The organism is Klebsiella sp. K4 (assembly GCF_014596785.2).
In the GTDB taxonomy this organism is placed as follows: Bacteria; Pseudomonadota; Gammaproteobacteria; order Enterobacterales; family Enterobacteriaceae; genus Klebsiella; species Klebsiella pneumoniae.
Window position 1 is genome coordinate 979072 of sequence record NZ_CP115021.1, and the last position, 18435, is coordinate 997506.

Annotated in this window: 12 protein-coding genes; 10 read left to right on the plus strand and 2 right to left on the minus strand. The window is 58.2% G+C overall.

Going from position 1 to position 18435, the window contains the following annotated elements:
• Position 1 precedes the first annotated feature (1 nt).
• From IB144_RS04875 to IB144_RS04895, 5 genes are all read left to right on the plus strand, one after another.
• The gene (locus tag IB144_RS04875; protein ID WP_002915235.1) at positions 2-445 is read left to right on the plus strand and encodes a flavodoxin; all 444 of its coding nucleotides are present in this window, start codon (positions 2-4) and stop codon (positions 443-445) included.
• Positions 446-916: 471 nt separating this feature from the next.
• Positions 917-2269, plus strand: a complete 1353-nt coding sequence (locus IB144_RS04880) for an MFS transporter (protein WP_002915225.1) — start codon at positions 917-919, stop codon at positions 2267-2269.
• Positions 2270-2271: 2 nt separating this feature from the next.
• Positions 2272-3612, plus strand: coding sequence for an enolase C-terminal domain-like protein (locus tag IB144_RS04885; protein WP_004185436.1), 1341 nt, complete (start codon positions 2272-2274; stop codon positions 3610-3612).
• A gap of 17 nt (positions 3613-3629) precedes the next feature.
• Entirely contained in the window at positions 3630-4970 is a 1341-nt protein-coding gene (gene gudD / locus IB144_RS04890) for a glucarate dehydratase (RefSeq protein ID WP_040215725.1), read from the plus strand.
• 72 nt (positions 4971-5042) lie between these two features.
• Entirely contained in the window at positions 5043-6182 is a 1140-nt protein-coding gene (locus IB144_RS04895) for a glycerate kinase (RefSeq protein ID WP_004210599.1), read from the plus strand.
• A gap of 157 nt (positions 6183-6339) precedes the next feature.
• Here the strand turns inward: IB144_RS04895 and barA are convergent, their stop codons facing one another.
• Entirely contained in the window at positions 6340-9090 is a 2751-nt protein-coding gene (gene barA, locus IB144_RS04900; protein ID WP_004151066.1) for a two-component sensor histidine kinase BarA, read from the minus strand.
• Positions 9091-9203: 113 nt separating this feature from the next.
• On the opposite strand from barA, the gene rlmD reads away from it, so the two are divergent.
• From rlmD to eno, 5 genes are all read left to right on the plus strand, one after another.
• Positions 9204-10508: a 23S rRNA (uracil(1939)-C(5))-methyltransferase RlmD gene (gene rlmD / locus IB144_RS04905; RefSeq protein ID WP_149358884.1), complete on the plus strand. Its 1305-nt coding sequence runs from the start codon at positions 9204-9206 to the stop codon at positions 10506-10508.
• Between the two features lie 121 nt (positions 10509-10629).
• Positions 10630-12867, plus strand: coding sequence for a GTP diphosphokinase (gene relA, locus IB144_RS04910; protein ID WP_002915217.1), 2238 nt, complete (start codon positions 10630-10632; stop codon positions 12865-12867).
• Positions 12868-12978: 111 nt separating this feature from the next.
• On the plus strand, positions 12979-13770 hold the full coding sequence (gene mazG / locus IB144_RS04915; protein WP_002915215.1) for a nucleoside triphosphate pyrophosphohydrolase: 792 nt from the start codon (positions 12979-12981) through the stop codon (positions 13768-13770).
• 280 nt (positions 13771-14050) lie between these two features.
• The gene (gene pyrG, locus IB144_RS04920) at positions 14051-15688 is read left to right on the plus strand and encodes a glutamine hydrolyzing CTP synthase (RefSeq protein ID WP_004142808.1); all 1638 of its coding nucleotides are present in this window, start codon (positions 14051-14053) and stop codon (positions 15686-15688) included.
• Between the two features lie 81 nt (positions 15689-15769).
• Complete coding sequence (gene eno, locus IB144_RS04925; RefSeq protein WP_002915213.1) at positions 15770-17068, plus strand: phosphopyruvate hydratase; 1299 nt, start codon at positions 15770-15772, stop codon at positions 17066-17068.
• Positions 17069-17131: 63 nt separating this feature from the next.
• Here eno and IB144_RS04930 read toward each other — a convergent pair whose 3' ends face one another.
• Positions 17132-18241 carry an SDR family oxidoreductase gene (locus IB144_RS04930; RefSeq protein ID WP_004210593.1) on the minus strand — a complete coding sequence of 370 codons (1110 nt, stop codon included), beginning with the start codon at positions 18239-18241 and terminating at the stop codon, positions 17132-17134.
• Positions 18242-18435: the final 194 nt, after the last annotated feature.

The window sequence follows — 18435 nt, forward strand, 5'->3', positions numbered from 1 at the left end:
CATGGCGGAAGTCGGAATTTTTGTCGGCACCATGTACGGCAACTCGCTGCTGGTCGCGGAAGAAGCGGAAGCGATCCTCAGCGGACTGGGACACAAGGCTACCGTGTATGAGGATCCGCAGGTCAACGACTGGGAATCCTACACGGGTAAGTATGTGCTGGTGGTCACCTCCACCACCGGGCAGGGCGATCTGCCGGACAGCATCGTCCCGCTGTATGAGGGCATCAAAGATATGTATCAGCCTCACCTGCGGTACGGCATTATCGCGCTCGGCGACAGCACCTATGCCAACTTTTGCGGCGGCGGCCTGAAGTTCGATCAGCTGCTGCAGGAGCAGGGCGCGAAGCGCATCGGCGAGATGCTGAAGATTGACGCCAGCGAAGACCCGGAGCCGGAGAGCGTCTCCAATCCGTGGGTTGAGCAGTGGGCCACCCTGCTCGCATAAAAGCGCTGCCCTCTCCCTACGCAGAGGGCGCTCTTTCAATACGTCGCGGCCAGATACGCGGACGTCAAAATAGTAGCGCTTTCCAGGCGCCGCGCCTTTAGGCAAACGCCACAATATCCTTAGCAATATCATGGCTTAAGCCAGCCAGTTTCACCGGGTCAAGTGAGGTATTTCACACTCCGGCCCTTTTTGCTACGCTATGCGGCGCCAGCGGCGCTGGCTTTTCATTTCCGTGAACTTCCCCCCATTCTTTCAGGCATTCGCCACAAACCACCTGCAATAGCGGCGTAAAAGCTGTGTGGATGCACGGTGAGCCGCGGTGTGCCTCTTCATATACTGCTCCAGCCAGTGATAAATGCAGTGCCAGATATAACGACAACTATCAAAACACGACCACGTCATTCTGATTACCCTACAGGTTGTGCTGTTCAGAATGAACGTAGCTAAACGCTATGATTCAGGAGTACAACAATGAGTTCATTAAGTCAGGCGGCGACGGCGGCTGAAAAGCGCACCAACGCCCGCTACTGGATAGTGGTGATGCTGTTTATCGTCACCTCTTTTAATTATGGCGACCGGGCGACGCTGTCGATCGCCGGTTCGGAAATGGCCAGGGATATCGGCCTTGATCCGGTGGGGATGGGGTATGTGTTCTCCGCCTTCTCATGGGCTTATGTCATCGGCCAGATCCCGGGCGGCTGGCTGCTCGACCGCTTCGGCTCGAAGCGCGTCTATTTCTGGTCGATCTTCATCTGGTCGATGTTTACCCTGCTGCAGGGCTTCGTCGATATCTTCAGCGGCTTTGGCATTATCGTTGCGCTGTTTACCCTGCGCTTCCTCGTCGGACTTGCCGAGTCGCCGTCATTCCCCGGCAACAGCCGGATCGTCGCCGCCTGGTTCCCGGCGCAGGAGAGGGGGACAGCGGTATCGATTTTTAACTCCGCCCAGTACTTTGCCACCGTTATTTTCGCGCCGATCATGGGCTGGCTGACGCATGAGGTGGGTTGGTCGCATGTGTTCTTCTTTATGGGCGGGCTGGGGATTGTGATCAGCTTTGTGTGGCTGAAAGTGATCCACGATCCGAACAACCATCCGGGCGTGAACCAGAAAGAGCTGGACTATATCGCCGAAGGCGGGGCGCTGATTAACATGGATCAGAAGAGCAGCGCGCAGAAAGTGCCGTTTAGCGTCAAAATGGGGCAGATCAAGCAACTGATCGGCTCGCGGATGATGATCGGCATCTATATCGGTCAGTACTGCATCAACGCCTTAACCTACTTCTTTATCACCTGGTTCCCGGTTTATCTGGTGCAGGCGCGCGGCATGTCGATCCTCAAAGCCGGCTTTGTCGCCTCCATTCCGGCGGTGTGCGGCTTTGTCGGCGGGGTGCTGGGCGGGGTGATCTCCGACTGGTTAATGCGCCGCACCGGCTCGCTGAACATTGCGCGTAAAACGCCGATTGTGCTGGGGATGCTGCTCTCCATGACCATGCTGATGTGTAACTATGTCAACGTGGAGTGGATGGTGATCGGCTTTATGGCAATGGCCTTCTTCGGCAAAGGGATCGGCGCCCTCGGCTGGGCGGTGATGGCGGATACCGCGCCGAAAGAGATTAGCGGTCTCTCCGGCGGTCTGTTCAATATGTTCGGCAATATCTCCGGCATCGTCACCCCGATCGCCATCGGCTATATCGTCGGCACCACCGGCTCGTTCAACGGCGCGCTGATCTACGTCGGTATCCATGCCCTGGTGGCGGTGCTGAGCTATCTGGTGCTGGTGGGCGATATCAAACGTATCGAACTGAAACCTGTAGCGGGACGTTAATCATGACTACTCAATCCAGCCCGATTATCACAGAGATGAAGGTCATTCCGGTGGCCGGGCACGACAGCATGCTGCTGAACATCGGCGGAGCGCATAACGCCTGGTTTACCCGCAATATCGTGGTGTTAACCGATAACGCCGGCCATACCGGCGTCGGCGAAGCGCCCGGCGGAGAGGTCATCTACCAGACGCTGCTGGCGGCGATCCCGCAGGTGGTGGGCCAGGAGGTCGCCCGACTCAATCGCGTGGTGCAGCAGGTGCACAAAGGCAATCAGGCGGCGGATTTCGACACCTTCGGCAAAGGGGCGTGGACCTTCGAACTGAAGGTTAACGCGGTGGCGGCGCTGGAAGCGGCGCTGCTCGACCTGCTCGGCCAGGTGCTTAATGTGCCGGTCTGCGAGCTGCTGGGCCCGGGTAAGCAGCGTGATGCCGTCACCGTGCTGGGCTACCTGTTCTATATCGGCGATCGGCAGAAAACCGACCTTGGCTATCTGGACCATACGCCGGGCGATCACGAATGGTACCGCCTGCGCCACCAGCAGGCGTTGAGCAGCGAGGCGGTAGTGCGTCTGGCGGAAGCCGCCCAGGATCGCTACGGTTTCAAAGACTTTAAGCTCAAAGGCGGCGTGCTGCCCGGCGAGCAGGAGATTGACACCGCGCGGGCGCTGAAAAAGCGTTTCCCGGATGCGCGCATCACCGTCGACCCTAACGGCGCCTGGCTGCTGGATGAGGCCATCGCGCTGTGTAAAGGGCTGCAGGATGTTCTGACCTACGCCGAAGATCCGTGCGGCGCCGAGCAGGGTTTCTCCGGCCGGGAGGTGATGGCCGAGTTCCGCCGCGCCACCGGGCTGCCGGTCGCCACCAATATGATAGCCACTAACTGGCGCGAAATGGGCCATGCGGTGATGCTCAACGCCGTCGATATCCCACTGGCGGACCCGCACTTCTGGACGCTCTCCGGCGCGGTGCGGGTGGCGCAGCTGTGCGACGACTGGGGGCTCACCTGGGGCTGCCATTCCAACAACCACTTTGATATTTCCCTGGCGATGTTTACCCACGTCGGCGCCGCCGCGCCGGGCAACCCCACCGCCATCGATACCCACTGGATCTGGCAGGAGGGCGACGCGCGCCTGACCAAAAATCCGCTGCAGATTATTAACGGCAGCATTGCCGTGCCAGACGCGCCGGGACTCGGCGTGGAACTTGACTGGGAGCAGGTGCGCAGAGCCCATGAGGCCTATAAAGCGCTGCCGGGCGGCGCGCGCAACGACGCGGGCCCGATGCAGTACCTGATCCCCGGCTGGACATTCGACCGCAAACGTCCCGTTTTCGGCCGCCACTAATTAAAAAGGATGATGCTATGACGACTTTCTCTTCAACGCCCATTGTCACCACCATGCAGGTGATCCCGGTTGCCGGCCATGACAGCATGCTGATGAACCTGAGCGGCGCGCACGCCCCGTACTTCACCCGCAATATCGTAATTATCAAAGATAACGCCGGCCATACCGGCGTCGGTGAAATCCCGGGCGGTGAAAAAATTCGCCAGACCCTGGAGGATGCTATTCCGCTGGTGGTGGGCAAAACGCTGGGCGAGTATAAAAACGTGCTGGGCGCGGTGCGCAATCAGTTTGCCGACCGCGACGCCGGGGGCCGCGGCCTGCAGACCTTTGACCTGCGCACCACCATTCACGTGGTGACCGGCATCGAAGCGGCACTACTGGATCTGCTGGGCCAGCACCTTGGGGTCAACGTCGCCTCGCTGCTAGGCGATGGCCAGCAGCGCAGCGAAGTCGAAATGCTGGGTTATCTGTTCTTTGTCGGTAATCGCCATGCGACGCCGCTGGCCTATCAGAGCCAGCCGGATGAGCAGTGCGAGTGGTATCGCCTGCGCCATGAAGAGGCGATGACGCCGGATGCGGTGGTCCGCCTGGCGGAAGCGGCGTATGAAAAATATGGTTTCAACGACTTTAAGCTGAAGGGCGGCGTGCTGGCCGGTTTTGAAGAAGCCGAAGCGATCAGCGCCCTGGCGAAGCGCTTCCCGAATGCTCGCGTCACTCTCGACCCCAATGGCGCCTGGCTGCTTGAGGAGGCCATTCAGATTGGTAAACAGCTGAAGGGTGTGCTGGCCTATGCGGAAGATCCGTGCGGCGCCGAACAGGGCTTCTCCGGCCGCGAAGTGATGGCCGAGTTCCGCCGCGCGACGGGCCTGCCGACCGCCACCAATATGATCGCCACCGACTGGCGGCAGATGGGCCATACGCTGTCGCTACAATCGGTGGATATCCCGCTGGCGGACCCGCACTTCTGGACCATGCAGGGGTCGGTGCGCGTAGCGCAGATGTGCCATGAGTTCGGTCTGACCTGGGGTTCGCACTCTAATAATCACTTCGACGTGTCGCTGGCGATGTTCACCCACGTCGCGGCAGCGGCGCCGGGCAAGATCACCGCTATCGATACCCACTGGATCTGGCAGGAGGGCAACCAGCGTCTGACCAAACAACCTTTTGAAATCAAAGGCGGCATGGTGCAGGTACCGAGTACCCCGGGCCTGGGGGTTGAGCTGGATATGGACCGCGTGATGCAGGCAAATGAGCTATATAAGAAACATGGTCTTGGCGCCCGCGACGATGCGATGGCGATGCAGTATCTGATCCCGGGCTGGACCTTTGACAACAAGCGTCCATGCATGGTGCGCTAAAAGTCCGCCGGCCTCTGCGGGGGCCGGCATTGCGCGACAGCGCCAGGGGTTGGCTCAGAGTAAGGACAGCAGATGAAAATAGTGATCGCACCGGATTCCTGGAAGGAGAGCCTGAGCGCGCTGGAAGTGGCCAGTGCGATAGAGCAAGGCTTTCGCGAGATTTATCCTGACGCCGAGTACGTCAAGCTGCCGGTTGCCGATGGTGGGGAAGGGACGGTGGAAGCCATGGTGGCGGCGACCGGCGGGCTTCTGGTTCCGCTGACGGTCACCGGGCCGCTGGGCGAGCCGGTTGAGGCATTTTACGGGCTGTCCGGCGATCGCCAGTGCGCCTTTATCGAAATGGCGGCGGCCAGCGGCCTGGAGAGCGTCCCGCCGGCGCAGCGTAACCCGCTGCTGACCACTTCCTGGGGGACCGGGGAGCTTATCCGCCATGCGCTGGACGCCGGGGTAAGACAGATCATTATTGGTATTGGCGGCAGTGCGACCAATGACGGCGGCGCCGGGATGGCGCAGGCGCTGGGGGCGAAACTGCTGACCGCCGAGGGCCAGCAAATCGCCTCCGGGGGCGGCGCGCTGGAGACGCTGGCGCTCATCGATCTCAGCGAACTCGATTCGCGGCTGGCAGATTGCCGGATTGACGTTGCCTGCGACGTCACCAACCCGTTGACCGGCCCGCAGGGCGCCAGCGCGGTGTTCGGCCCGCAAAAAGGGGCGACAGCGCAGATGATCGACCGGCTCGATAGCGGCCTACGGCACTATGCCCGGATTATCGCCCGCGATTTAGATATCGACGTGCTGAGCCTTGAGGGCGGCGGCGCGGCGGGCGGCATGGGTGCGGCGCTGTATGCGTTCTGTGGTGCTCAGTTGCGTCCGGGCATTGAGATTGTCACCGATGCGCTACAGCTGGCTGAGCGGGTGGCGGATGCCGATTTAGTGATCACCGGCGAAGGGCGTATCGATAGCCAGACGATCCACGGCAAAGTGCCGGTGGGGGTGGCGAGGGTGGCGAAGCGTTTTAACGTCCCGGTGATCGGGATTGCCGGCAGTCTTACCGCCGATGTTGGCGTCGTGCATCAGCACGGGCTGGATGCGGTATTCAGCGTGTTGTATACCATCTGTACCCTTGATGAAGCGTTGGCCAATGCCGCCGCCAACCTGCGAATGACGGCGCGTAACGTAGCCGCGGTTTTGCAGATGGGCGACAGGCGGTAACCCGGCTGGCGCAGTGGTATTTGTAGCCCGGATAAGGTGCGTAGCACCGCGATCCGGGAACCATCCCCGGTGGCGCTTACGCTAACCGGGGCTACCAACCGAATACCGGACCGTAGGACGTAGCCCGGATGAGGCGCGTAGCGCCGCTATCCGGGGTTTACACCCCCATCCGGCACGCTTCGCGGGCCACATTATCCATCTCATCTAACAGCTCAAGCAGCTCCGGCTCCAGATCCTCGGCGGCGGTGCCTGCCCGCAGCTGACTTTCCAGGGTATGGCACAGCTTTTTCAGCCGCGGCACGCCGCTATAGCTGCAGCTGCCGTGCAGTTTATGGATCAGATCCACCAGCCCTTCCGGCTGCTCGCCCACCAGCTGCTCCTCAACTTTGTTACGCACCTCCGGCATAAAGGCGATCAGCATTTGCAGCATCTCCCGCGCCAGGTCCGGCTTCATGGCCGCCTGGCGCAGCGCCAGCTGCCAGTCGAGCGTTTGATTATGATCGACGATCGGCTCTGCGGGCGGTAGCGACGCCGGAACGACGCTGTGCAGGCCGGGCTGATAGCGCAACAGCAGTGCGTGCAGTTTCTCTTCTTCGATTGGCTTCGCCAGATAGTCGTTCATGCCGGCGCTCAGTAATTTCTCACGCTGGCCCTCCAGGGCGTGCGCGGTGACCGCAATAACCGGGGTTTGCTGATGATGGGACAGGTGATGGATAAGCTCACAGGCGCGGATGCCGTCCATATCCGGCATCTGAATATCCATCAGGATCAGATCCATCTGCAGCTGCTTGGCCTTGTCCACCGCCTGCTGGCCGCTGTCGCAGAGGATCACCTGCTGCACAAGATCATCCAGCAGGGCGCCAATCAGCTTCAGGTTAGCCGGGTTGTCGTCGACGGCCATTACCGTCATTGGCAACTTATGACTGTCGATCTGCATCAGCGGCGCGGAGGCAAGCGCGTGGCTGGTAGCCACCAGCGCCGGTAGCAGACGGGTGGTGGTGAGCGGCTTTAACAGGCAGGCGGCAACGCCGTCGCGCTTCAGGGCTTCGGCGCTGACCTGGGCATGGCACGGCAGGGCCAGCAGTACGTTATCGGACATCGCGCAGGCTTTGGCTAATTTTTCCCGATGCGGCGACAAATCGCGCATTGAAACCGGGATACCGACCAGCAGAATGTCATACTGCGCTTCCGCCAGCGAGGAGAAGGTAGGGCTGTAGATAACCTCCAGCGGCGTAGCGGCCAGCATCTCCAGGGTACACTGCGCCGCCGTCGCGTTGGCTTCCACATAGGCCAGACGTTTGCCGACAAGCCCGTCGGTGTTCAGCGTATCCGGAATGGCGTTCGGGTTGAGATCGAGGCTGATATGGAACCAGAAGGTGGAGCCGCGGTTCGGCTGGCTGTGGAACGAAATATCCCCGCCCATCTCTTTGACCAGACGCTGAGTGATCACCAGCCCGAGCCCGGTGCCGCCGTGGCGGCGTGAAATACTGGCATCGGCCTGACGGAAGGCCTGGAATAGCCGGGACTGGTCGCGCTCGGGGATGCCGATGCCGGTATCGTGGATCTGAATTTCGATCTGTACCCGGGAATTACTGATGGCCCGCTGCTCCACCAGTACGTCGATATTGCCGTGCTCGGTAAATTTGATGGCGTTGCCCACGAGGTTGGTCACAATCTGCTGCAGACGCAGCGGGTCGCCGATAACGTTGTCCGGTACATTGTTCTTAATATTCAGCGTCAGCTCCAGCCCTTTATCGTGCGCGGAATGCGCCAGCAGGGTGACCACTTCATCAAGCGAAGTGCGCAGCAGGAACGGAATACTCTCCAGGATCAGCTTCCCGGCTTCCAGCTTGGAAAAGTCGAGCACGTCATTGATGATCGCCAGCAGATTGTTGGCCGAACGTTCGATGGTGGTCAGGTGGTCGCGCTGCGTAGCGTTGAGATCGGTTTTCAGCGTCAGGCGGGTAAAGCCGATCACCCCATTGAGCGGGGTGCGCAGCTCGTGAGACATATTGGCCAGGAACTCAGACTTAATGCGCGCCGCCTCCTGGGCGCGCTTTTTCGCCAGGTCCAGCTCGACGTTCTGGATCTCCATCTGCTCAAGCGTTTCCCGTAGATCGGAGGTCGCCTGGTCGACGTTGTGTTGCATCTCTTCGTGGTATGCCGCCAGCGACATGGCCATCGAGTTAATGCCATTTTTCAGCATATCCAGTTCGCCGAGCATAAAGCCTTCGACCCGGCTGTCCAGCTGTCCGCGGCGGATGCGGTCGACAGTGTTAACCATATTGCGGATTGGCCCGGTGACGTCGCGCATCAGCCTCCAGCCGAAGATTAACGCGATGCCGATACAGAACAGCATCATTACGCTGGAGATAAAAATCTCTTTGTACTGCTGGAGGCGAACCGATTTTAGATCCAGCTCCAGGGCGACGTAGCCCAGCATATTGCCCGGCATTTTTGCGTCAGATTCGGGTGATTCATCCGGAGAATAGCTTTCCGAGACAATAGGCGTGCGCAGGATCATCATGTCGCCATCGCGGATGACGCTGAGGTGACGGGGGAATGCCTCGCCTTTCGGGATCTGCAGTTCGCTGGGGTTGAGCTGGTAATTGGAGGTGACAAATAAGCGGTTATGCGAATCGTACACCGAGATGGCCCGCACGATCTCCGAGTGGCGACGATGCAGAACGCTGATCAGCTGGCCGATGGATTCGCGGTTTTGCAAGTTCATGCCATATTCGCTGGAGACCGCCAGCGGTTCGATAATACTGGCGCCAGCGTCCTCCAGCTGGCGTTGCAGGTCGTTATAACGATGAGCGACAAAGAAAATACTGAGCAACAGTCCTATCAGGACGGTTGGCGCCAGAATCAGAATCATCATGCGAGCACGCAGGCTGTAGTTGGTCATGCGGTTCCATTATGGGAGAATATAGACATCATCGTTCTGTGCAGCGTCGCTGCGCCTCGCGGCGCTGCCGCTCTGAACGAGCTCGTTTTATTTGATTGAGACAACTCTCTACGATGGCGCAATTCTACTCTGCAAAACGGTGTGTGACGACGCGCCAGATCATAACCGTTACAGTCAACGACCTCGATCCCTTTGGTCAGGGTGTTGCCCGCCACCAGGGGAAGGCGCTGTTCGTGAGCGGCGTGCTGCCCCACGAGCAGGCCGAGGTGGCGCTGGTGGAAGATAAAAAACAGTACGCCCGCGCCGAGGTGAAACGCCGACTGACCGACAGCCCGCAGCGCCAGGCGCCGCGCTGCCCCCATTTTGGCGTCTGCGGCGGATGCCAACAACAACATGCCAGCGTTCCGCTTCAGCAGCAAAGTAAACGCGCCGCGCTGGGGCGACTGATGAAGCGTGAGGTAGATGACGTCATCGCCGGCGCGCCGTGGGGCTACCGCCGTCGCGCACGCTTGAGCTTGAATTATCAGCCGAAGACCCAACAATTGCAGATGGGTTTTCGCCAGGCCAACGCCAAAGCGATCGTCGATGTGGTGCAGTGCCCTGTTTTGGTGCCCCAACTTGAGGCATTGCTGCCCGCCGTGCGCGAGTGCTTAAGCGCGCTGAGCGCATTACGCCATCTCGGCCACGTCGAGCTGGTGCAGGCGGACAATGGCCCGCTGATGGTGCTGCGCCATACCGCAGCCCTGCCGGCGACAGACAGGGAAAAACTGGAACGCTTTTCGCAAACTCACGGTCTTTCCCTGTACCTCGCGCCACAAAGCGAGATACTGGAGCATATTCATGGCGAAGCGCCATGGTATACCTCAGACGGACTACGCTTAGTGTTCAGCCCGCGGGATTTTATCCAGGTCAACGACGGCGTAAATCAGCAGATGGTGCGTACCGCACTGGAGTGGCTGGATCTGCGGCCAGAGGACCGGGTGCTGGATCTGTTCTGCGGGATGGGCAACTTTACCCTGCCGCTGGCGACACGCGCCGCCCATGTGGTGGGCGTGGAAGGGGTGCCGGCGCTGGTGGAGAAGGGGCGGGAAAACGCCGCCCGCAATGGTTTATCAAATGTCACTTTCTTCCATGAAAATCTGGAAGAAGACGTCACCCGTCAGGCCTGGGCGAAGCACGGCTTTGATAAAGTGCTGCTGGACCCGGCCCGCGCCGGCGCGCCGGGCGTGATGCCTCATATAATAAAACTGGCACCGCGGAGGGTGGTGTATGTTTCCTGCAACCCGGCGACGCTGGCGCGAGACAGCGAAACCCTGTTGCAGGCTGGATATCAGATTCAACGCCTGGCGATGCTGGATATGTTCCCGCATACCGGCCATCTGGAATCAATGGTGTTGTTTGAGCGCAGGCTTACATAAGGTCATTCACAACGTCGCAGAAGAGCCACCCTGGCCATGAATGCTGACGCGACCTGCAGGATGACATGTAGAAAGTTGAGGCTTGCCGACTTCGGCAGGCCGGTCCCTTAAGGAGAGGACAATGGTTGCGGTAAGAAGTGCACATCTTAATAAAGCTGGTGAATTTGACCCGAAGAAATGGATCGCGAGTCTGGGAATTTCCAGCCAGCAGTCGTGTGAGCGCTTAGCCGAAACCTGGGATTATTGTCGCGAAAAAACGCAAGGACACCCGCAGGCGGACCTGCTGCTGTGGCGGGGCGTCGAAATGGTGGAGATCCTCTCCACCCTAAGTATGGACATCGATACGCTGCGCGCGGCGCTGCTGTTCCCGCTGGCCGACGGCGAAGTTGTCAGCGAAGAGGTGATGCAGGAGAGCGTAGGTAAATCGGTCGTGACCCTGATTCACGGGGTGCGGGACATGGCCGCTATCCGCCAGCTGAAGGCTACCCATACCGACTCGGTCTCTTCCGAGCAGGTGGATAACATTCGCCGTATGCTGCTGGCGATGGTTGACGATTTCCGCTGCGTGGTCATCAAACTTGCTGAGCGTATCGCGCATCTGCGTGAGGTTAAGGACGCGCCGGAAGATGAGCGCGTTCTTGCGGCGAAAGAGTGCACCAATATCTATGCTCCCCTGGCGAACCGCTTAGGCATCGGCCAGCTGAAGTGGGAGCTGGAAGATTACTGCTTCCGCTATCTGCACCCGGCGGAATACAAGCGCATTGCCAAACTGCTCCACGAGCGCCGTATCGACCGCGAGCATTACATCGAAGAGTTTGTCGGCCACCTGCGCTCAGAGATGAAAGCCGAAGGCGTCAAGGCCGAGGTCTATGGCCGGCCGAAGCATATCTACAGTATCTGGCGCAAAATGCAGAAAAAACACCTCGCTTTCGACGAGCTGTTTGACGTTCGCGCGGTGCGTATTGTGGCTGAGCGTTTGCAGGATTGCTATGCCGCGCTGGGGATCGTCCATACTCACTACCGCCATCTGCCGGATGAATTCGACGACTACGTGGCCAACCCGAAACCCAACGGTTACCAGTCTATCCATACCGTGGTGCTGGGGCCGAGCGGCAAGACGGTGGAGATTCAGATCCGCACCCGGCAGATGCATGAAGACGCCGAGCTGGGCGTGGCCGCGCACTGGAAGTACAAAGAGGGCGCGGGAGCCGGCACCAGCGGCGGCCGCGGCTATGAAGACCGCATCGCCTGGCTGCGTAAGCTGATTGCCTGGCAGGAAGAGATGGCCGACTCCGGCGAGATGCTCGACGAAGTGCGCAGCCAGGTCTTCGACGACCGGGTGTATGTCTTTACGCCGAAAGGCGACGTGGTGGACCTGCCTGCGGGGTCGACGCCGCTCGACTTTGCCTATCATATTCACAGCGATGTCGGCCATCGCTGCATCGGCGCCAAAATTGGCGGCCGCATCGTGCCGTTCACCTACCAGCTGCAGATGGGCGATCAGATCGAAATTATTACCCAGAAGCAGCCGAACCCGAGCCGTGACTGGCTGAACCCTAACCTCGGCTATGTGACCACCAGCCGCGGACGTTCGAAGATCCACGCCTGGTTCCGTAAGCAGGATCGCGACAAGAACATTCTCGCCGGTCGGCAGATCCTCGACGACGAGCTGGAGCATTTGGGCATCAGCCTGAAGGATGCGGAAAAGCACCTGCTGCCGCGCTATAACTTCAACGAGCTCGATGAACTGCTGGCCGCCATCGGCGGTGGCGATATCCGTCTCAACCAGATGGTCAACTTCCTGCAGGCGCAGTTCAATAAACCTAGCGCCGCCGAGCAGGATGCGGCCGCGCTGAAGCAACTGCAGCAGAAAACCTACACGCCGCAAAATCGCACCAAGGACAATGGCCGGGTAGTGGTGGAAGGGGTAGGCAACCTGATGCACCATATTGCCCGCTGCTGCCAGCCAATCCCGGGCGACGAGATCGTCGGCTTTATCACCCAGGGGCGCGGGATCTCCGTGCATCGCGCGGACTGCGATCAGCTGGCAGAACTGCAGTCGCATGCCCCGGAGCGCATCGTCGATGCGGTATGGGGCGAAAGCTACTCGGCGGGCTACTCGCTGGTGGTCAGGGTGGAGGCGAACGATCGCAGCGGTTTACTGCGCGATATCACTACCATCCTCGCCAATGAGAAGGTGAACGTGCTGGGCGTCGCCAGCCGCAGCGATACCCGTCAGCAGCTGGCAACCATCGATATGACCATCGAGATTTACAACCTGCAGGTGCTGGGCCGGGTGCTCGGTAAGCTCAACCAGGTGCCGGATGTGATCGACGCGCGCCGTCTGCACGGCGGTTAATTCGTCTGTAGGCCGGATAAGGCGAAGCCGCCATCCGGCAATTTCGCAACGTCGGATAAGGTCTAAACGCCTTATCCGGCCGACTATTTTTTAAATTTCCAGGATTGTCACATGACTCAAATTGACCGCTTGCTCGGCATCATGCGCCGCCTGCGCGACCCGGAAAACGGCTGCCCATGGGATAAAGAGCAGACCTTTGCCACTATCGCCCCTTACACCCTTGAGGAGACCTACGAGGTCCTCGATGCTATCCAGCGGGAAGATTTTGACGATCTGCGCGGTGAGCTGGGCGATCTGCTGTTCCAGGTGGTGTTCTATGCGCAAATGGCGCAGGAAGAGGGACGCTTTAACTTTGACGATATCTGCGCCGCCATCAGCGACAAGCTGGAGCGTCGCCACCCGCATATCTTCGGCGAGGCATCGGCGGGCAATAGCACGGAAGTCCTGGCCCGCTGGGAGCAAATCAAAAGCGCGGAGCGAGCGGAAAAAGCCCAGCATTCGGCACTGGACGATATTCCCCATAGCCTGCCGGCGCTGATGCGCGCGCATAAAATCCAGCGCCGCTGCTCGGCAGTGGGTTTCGACTGGACCTCGCTGGGCCCGGTGCTCGACAAAGTGCATGAAGAAATTGATGAAGTGATGCATGAAGCGCAGCAGGCGGTGGTGGATGAAGCAAAACTGGAAGAGGAAGTGGGCGATCTGCTGTTTGCCACGGTGAACTTATCCCGTCATTTGGGCGTCAAAGCCGAGGTGGCGCTGCAGAAAGCAAACCTCAAATTTGAGCGTCGCTTCCGCGAGGTCGAGCGTATTGTCGCCGCCCGCGGCCTGGAAATGACCGGCGTCGACCTCGATACCATGGAAGAAGTGTGGCAGGAAGTAAAACGCCAGGAAACTGATCTCTAACGGATTTTCGTGATCAAGCGCGATTTGTGTGATTTTATAAATAACAAGCGCTTGATTTACGTCAAAAACATTTCGCCAAAAGCGTCTATTTTCTCTTTCCCTTATGTCGTTGAAACACCATGTAGCCTGCCTCTTCGAGTTGTTCGAGTCGCAACACAGGTGCAACTTGAAGAACGAAGGGGAGGGGAAGAATGAAAGTTTGTGGCGTCACGCATGTTCGGGTATACTACTTTCCCGTCCTGGTTATTCCATCGTTTTACCCTAACTTCTCAGGTTCAGCATGACAACGAACTATATTTTTGTGACCGGCGGGGTCGTATCCTCTCTGGGTAAAGGCATTGCCGCAGCCTCCCTGGCAGCCATTCTTGAAGCCCGTGGTCTCAACGTGACCATCATGAAACTGGATCCGTATATCAACGTCGATCCGGGCACCATGAGCCCAATCCAGCATGGGGAAGTGTTCGTTACTGAAGACGGCGCAGAAACCGATCTGGACCTGGGCCACTATGAGCGTTTTATCCGCACCAAGATGACGCGCCGCAATAACTTCACCACCGGCCGTATCTACTCCGACGTGCTGCGCAAAGAGCGCCGTGGCGACTACCTGGGCGCGACCGTTCAGGTTATCCCGCACATCACCAACGCTATCAAAGAGCGCGTACTGGCGGGCGGCGAAGGCCATGACGTCGTGCTGGTGGAAATCGGCGGTACCGTAGGCGATATCGAATCCCTGCCGTTCCTCGAAGCGATTCGTCAGATGGCGGTAGAGATCGGCCGCGAGCATACCCTGTTCATGCACCTGACTCTGGTGCCGTACATGGCCGCCGCGGGCGAAGTCAAAACCAAGCCGACCCAGCACTCCGTGAAAGAGCTGCTCTCCATCGGTATTCAGCCTGATATTCTGATCTGCCGCTCCGATCGCGCGGTTCCGGCCAACGAACGAGCCAAAATTGCTTTGTTCTGTAACGTTCCGGAAAAGGCTGTGATTTCTCTGAAAGACGTCGATTCCATTTATAAAATTCCGGGCCTGTTGAAATCTCAGGGGCTGGACGATTATATTTGTAAACGATTCAGCTTAACTTGTCCGGAAGCAAACCTGGCCGAATGGGAACAGGTAATCTATGAAGAAGCTAATCCGGCAGGCGAAGTCACCATCGGTATGGTCGGTAAGTACATTGAACTGCCGGATGCCTACAAGTCGGTGATTGAAGCGCTGAAACACGGCGGTCTGAAAAATCGCGTTACCGTCAACATCAAGCTGATCGATTCGCAGGATGTGGAAACGCGCGGCGTCGAAATCCTCAAGGATTTAGACGCTATCCTGATCCCGGGCGGCTTCGGCTACCGCGGCGTTGAAGGCAAGATCGCCACCGCGCGCTATGCGCGTGAAAACAATATTCCTTATCTGGGCATCTGCCTGGGTATGCAGGTTGCGCTGATTGAGTTCGCGCGTAACGTAGCGGGTATGGAAAACGCCAACTCGACGGAATTTGTGCCAGACTGTAAATACCCGGTCGTGGCCCTGATTACCGAATGGCGTGACGAAGATGGCAACGTTGAAGTCCGCTCTGAGAAGAGCGATCTGGGCGGCACCATGCGCCTGGGCGCGCAGCAGTGCCAGCTGAGTGATGATTCTCTGGTACGCCAGCTTTACGGCGAGCCGACCATCACCGAGCGTCATCGTCACCGCTACGAAGTCAACAACATGTTGTTGAAACCGATTGAAGCTGCCGGTCTGCGCGTTGCGGGCCGTTCCGGGGATGATCAGTTGGTCGAGATCATCGAAGTGCCGAACCATCCGTGGTTTGTGGCCTGCCAGTTCCACCCGGAGTTTACTTCGACGCCGCGTGATGGACACCCGCTGTTTGCCGGCTTTGTGAAAGCCGCGAGCGAGTACCAGAAACGCCAGGCGAAGTAAAAAGAGTTTGAACGGCAATGCACCCATCCGGGTGCATTGTTTGTCTGGAGTTTTAGTTTAACTTGTACTGAGGAAAACCTAATGTCCAAAATCGTTAAAGTCATCGGTCGTGAAATCATCGACTCCCGTGGTAACCCGACTGTTGAAGCCGAAGTACACCTGGAAGGTGGTTTCGTCGGTATGGCAGCTGCTCCGTCAGGTGCTTCTACTGGTTCCCGCGAAGCGCTGGAACTGCGCGATGGCGACAAATCCCGTTTCCTGGGTAAAGGCGTAACCAAAGCTGTTGCTGCGGTAAACGGCCCGATCGCTCAGGCAATCCTGGGCAAAGATGCTAAAGATCAGGCTGGCATCGACAAGATCATGATCGACCTGGACGGTACTGAAAACAAATCTAACTTCGGTGCGAACGCTATCCTGGCCGTTTCTCTGGCGAACGCCAAAGCAGCTGCTGCGTCCAAAGGCCTGCCGCTGTACGCGCACATCGCTGAACTGAACGGCACTCCGGGCAAATACTCCATGCCGGTTCCGATGATGAACATCATCAACGGCGGTGAGCACGCTGACAACAACGTCGACATCCAGGAATTCATGATTCAGCCGGTTGGCGCGCCGACCCTGAAAGAAGCAGTACGCATGGGTTCTGAAGTGTTCCATCACCTGGCGAAAGTGCTGAAGTCCAAAGGCATGAACACTGCCGTTGGTGACGAAGGCGGCTACGCGCCGAACCTGGGTTCCAACGCCGAAGCGCTGGCTGTTATCGCTGAAGCGGTTAAAGCTGCAGGCTACGAGCTGGGCAAAGACATCACCCTGGCGATGGACTGCGCGGCGTCTGAATTCTACAAAGACGGTAAATACGTTCTGGCTGGCGAAGGCAACAAAGCATTCACCTCTGAAGAGTTCACTCACTTCCTGGAAGAGCTGACCAAACAGTACCCGATCGTCTCCATCGAAGATGGTCTGGACGAATCTGACTGGGAAGGTTTCGCTTACCAGACCAAAGTACTGGGCGACAAAATCCAGCTGGTTGGTGACGACCTGTTCGTAACCAACACCAAGATCCTGAAAGAAGGCATCGAAAAAGGCATCGCTAACTCCATCCTGATCAAGTTCAACCAGATCGGTTCTCTGACCGAAACTCTGGCTGCTATCAAGATGGCGAAAGACGCTGGCTACACCGCTGTTATCTCTCACCGTTCTGGCGAAACTGAAGACGCTACCATTGCCGACCTGGCTGTTGGTACCGCTGCAGGCCAGATCAAAACTGGTTCTATGAGCCGTTCTGACCGCGTTGCTAAATACAACCAGCTGATTCGTATCGAAGAAGCGCTGGGTGAGCAAGCGCCGTTCAACGGTCGTAAAGAGATCAAAGGTCAGGCTTAATCCTGTCCTTGTGAAATAATCATGCCAGCCTTCGGGCTGGCATTTTTTTTACGCCTGCGGCCATTATTTAAAGTCGACGGCCATTTGCTGAGGGATCGACAACCCGCGGGTGGTTTCCACGCAGCGGTCGATGTAATCGGTAAAGCGCGGCGGTTTTGGCATCCCCATGCTCAGCAGCTTGTCGTTACTAAAGCGCACGTTCAGGGTGGCGAACGCGCCGTATAAGCGCATGGCTTTCAGCATCAGCCGCTCATTGCATGGCCCAAATATCCCTTTCAGTTCGCGTCTCATTTTGACCAGCGTTTCATAGCTCACCTGGGCGTACTTATCCCCCACCGGCGCCTGCTCCAGGGCCTGAGCCATCGCCCGGTCGATTTCGGCAAACTTCACGCTGTTCTCTTCGCCAGCAGAGATATGCACCACCTCGCCGTGAGCCAGAGGCTGGTTAAGCAGCATTAGCAGGGCGTCGGCGCAGTAGTCCACCGGGATAACGTCAATTCGGTCCTCCATGGAGCACATGAATTTCTGCAGCATCAGCCCCATGCTGAACACCCAGAAAATACTGCTGGAAGGCCGGCAGCCGTGATGGGTATGACCCACCACGATAGAGGGGCGGGCAATTACCAGCGGTAGCGTAGGGCACTGCTGCTGCATCAGCTGCTCGATGGTCGACTTCGAGTGGGTATATTCCACCAGGTGCTCAGCGCGTTCCCGAAACTCCGCGCTTTCAGCGACCAGTGAATCCGGTTCAGGCGAACATGACATCGCCGTACCGACGTGCAGAAAGCGCTGCAGACCCGTCACCTGCGCCATACGTTGCGCCAGGCGCAGCGTGCCCTCAACGTTAACCTTCCAGATAAGCGGGTTGCTGCCAAATGAGGCGACAGCGGCGCAGTTGAGGATGTGCGTGACCTGATCGAGGCGCGGATCGTTAAGAAAATGCTCCGGAGAGGCGAGATCGCCCAGCAGGATATGCTGCTGGCGCAACATCGCCAGCTTCTCCTCGGCGATGTTGAACTTACGCATGTTCTCTTTGACCCGTTCGAGGCCAGCCTCGGGGCTATCAGCACGTACCAGCAGCAGCAGATCTAACCGGGTTTCCTGATGGAGTATTTTCTCTAACGCGGCACCGCCCAGAAACCCCGTAACGCCGGTAATTAATAATGTGGTCATAAACGCTATCTCATTATGGTTGGTCTGCGGGATTCTAGGCGGGCAAAAGTAAACGACAATTAAATAAAAAAGGGACCCGATCAGGGCTTTATTAAGACCAGTTTAAGGTTATTATTACCGGGGGATAGAATTGGACTCGCAGATCGGCCAGATAATTCACTATTTCATGTATCAGTTTGTACATTACTGTATTT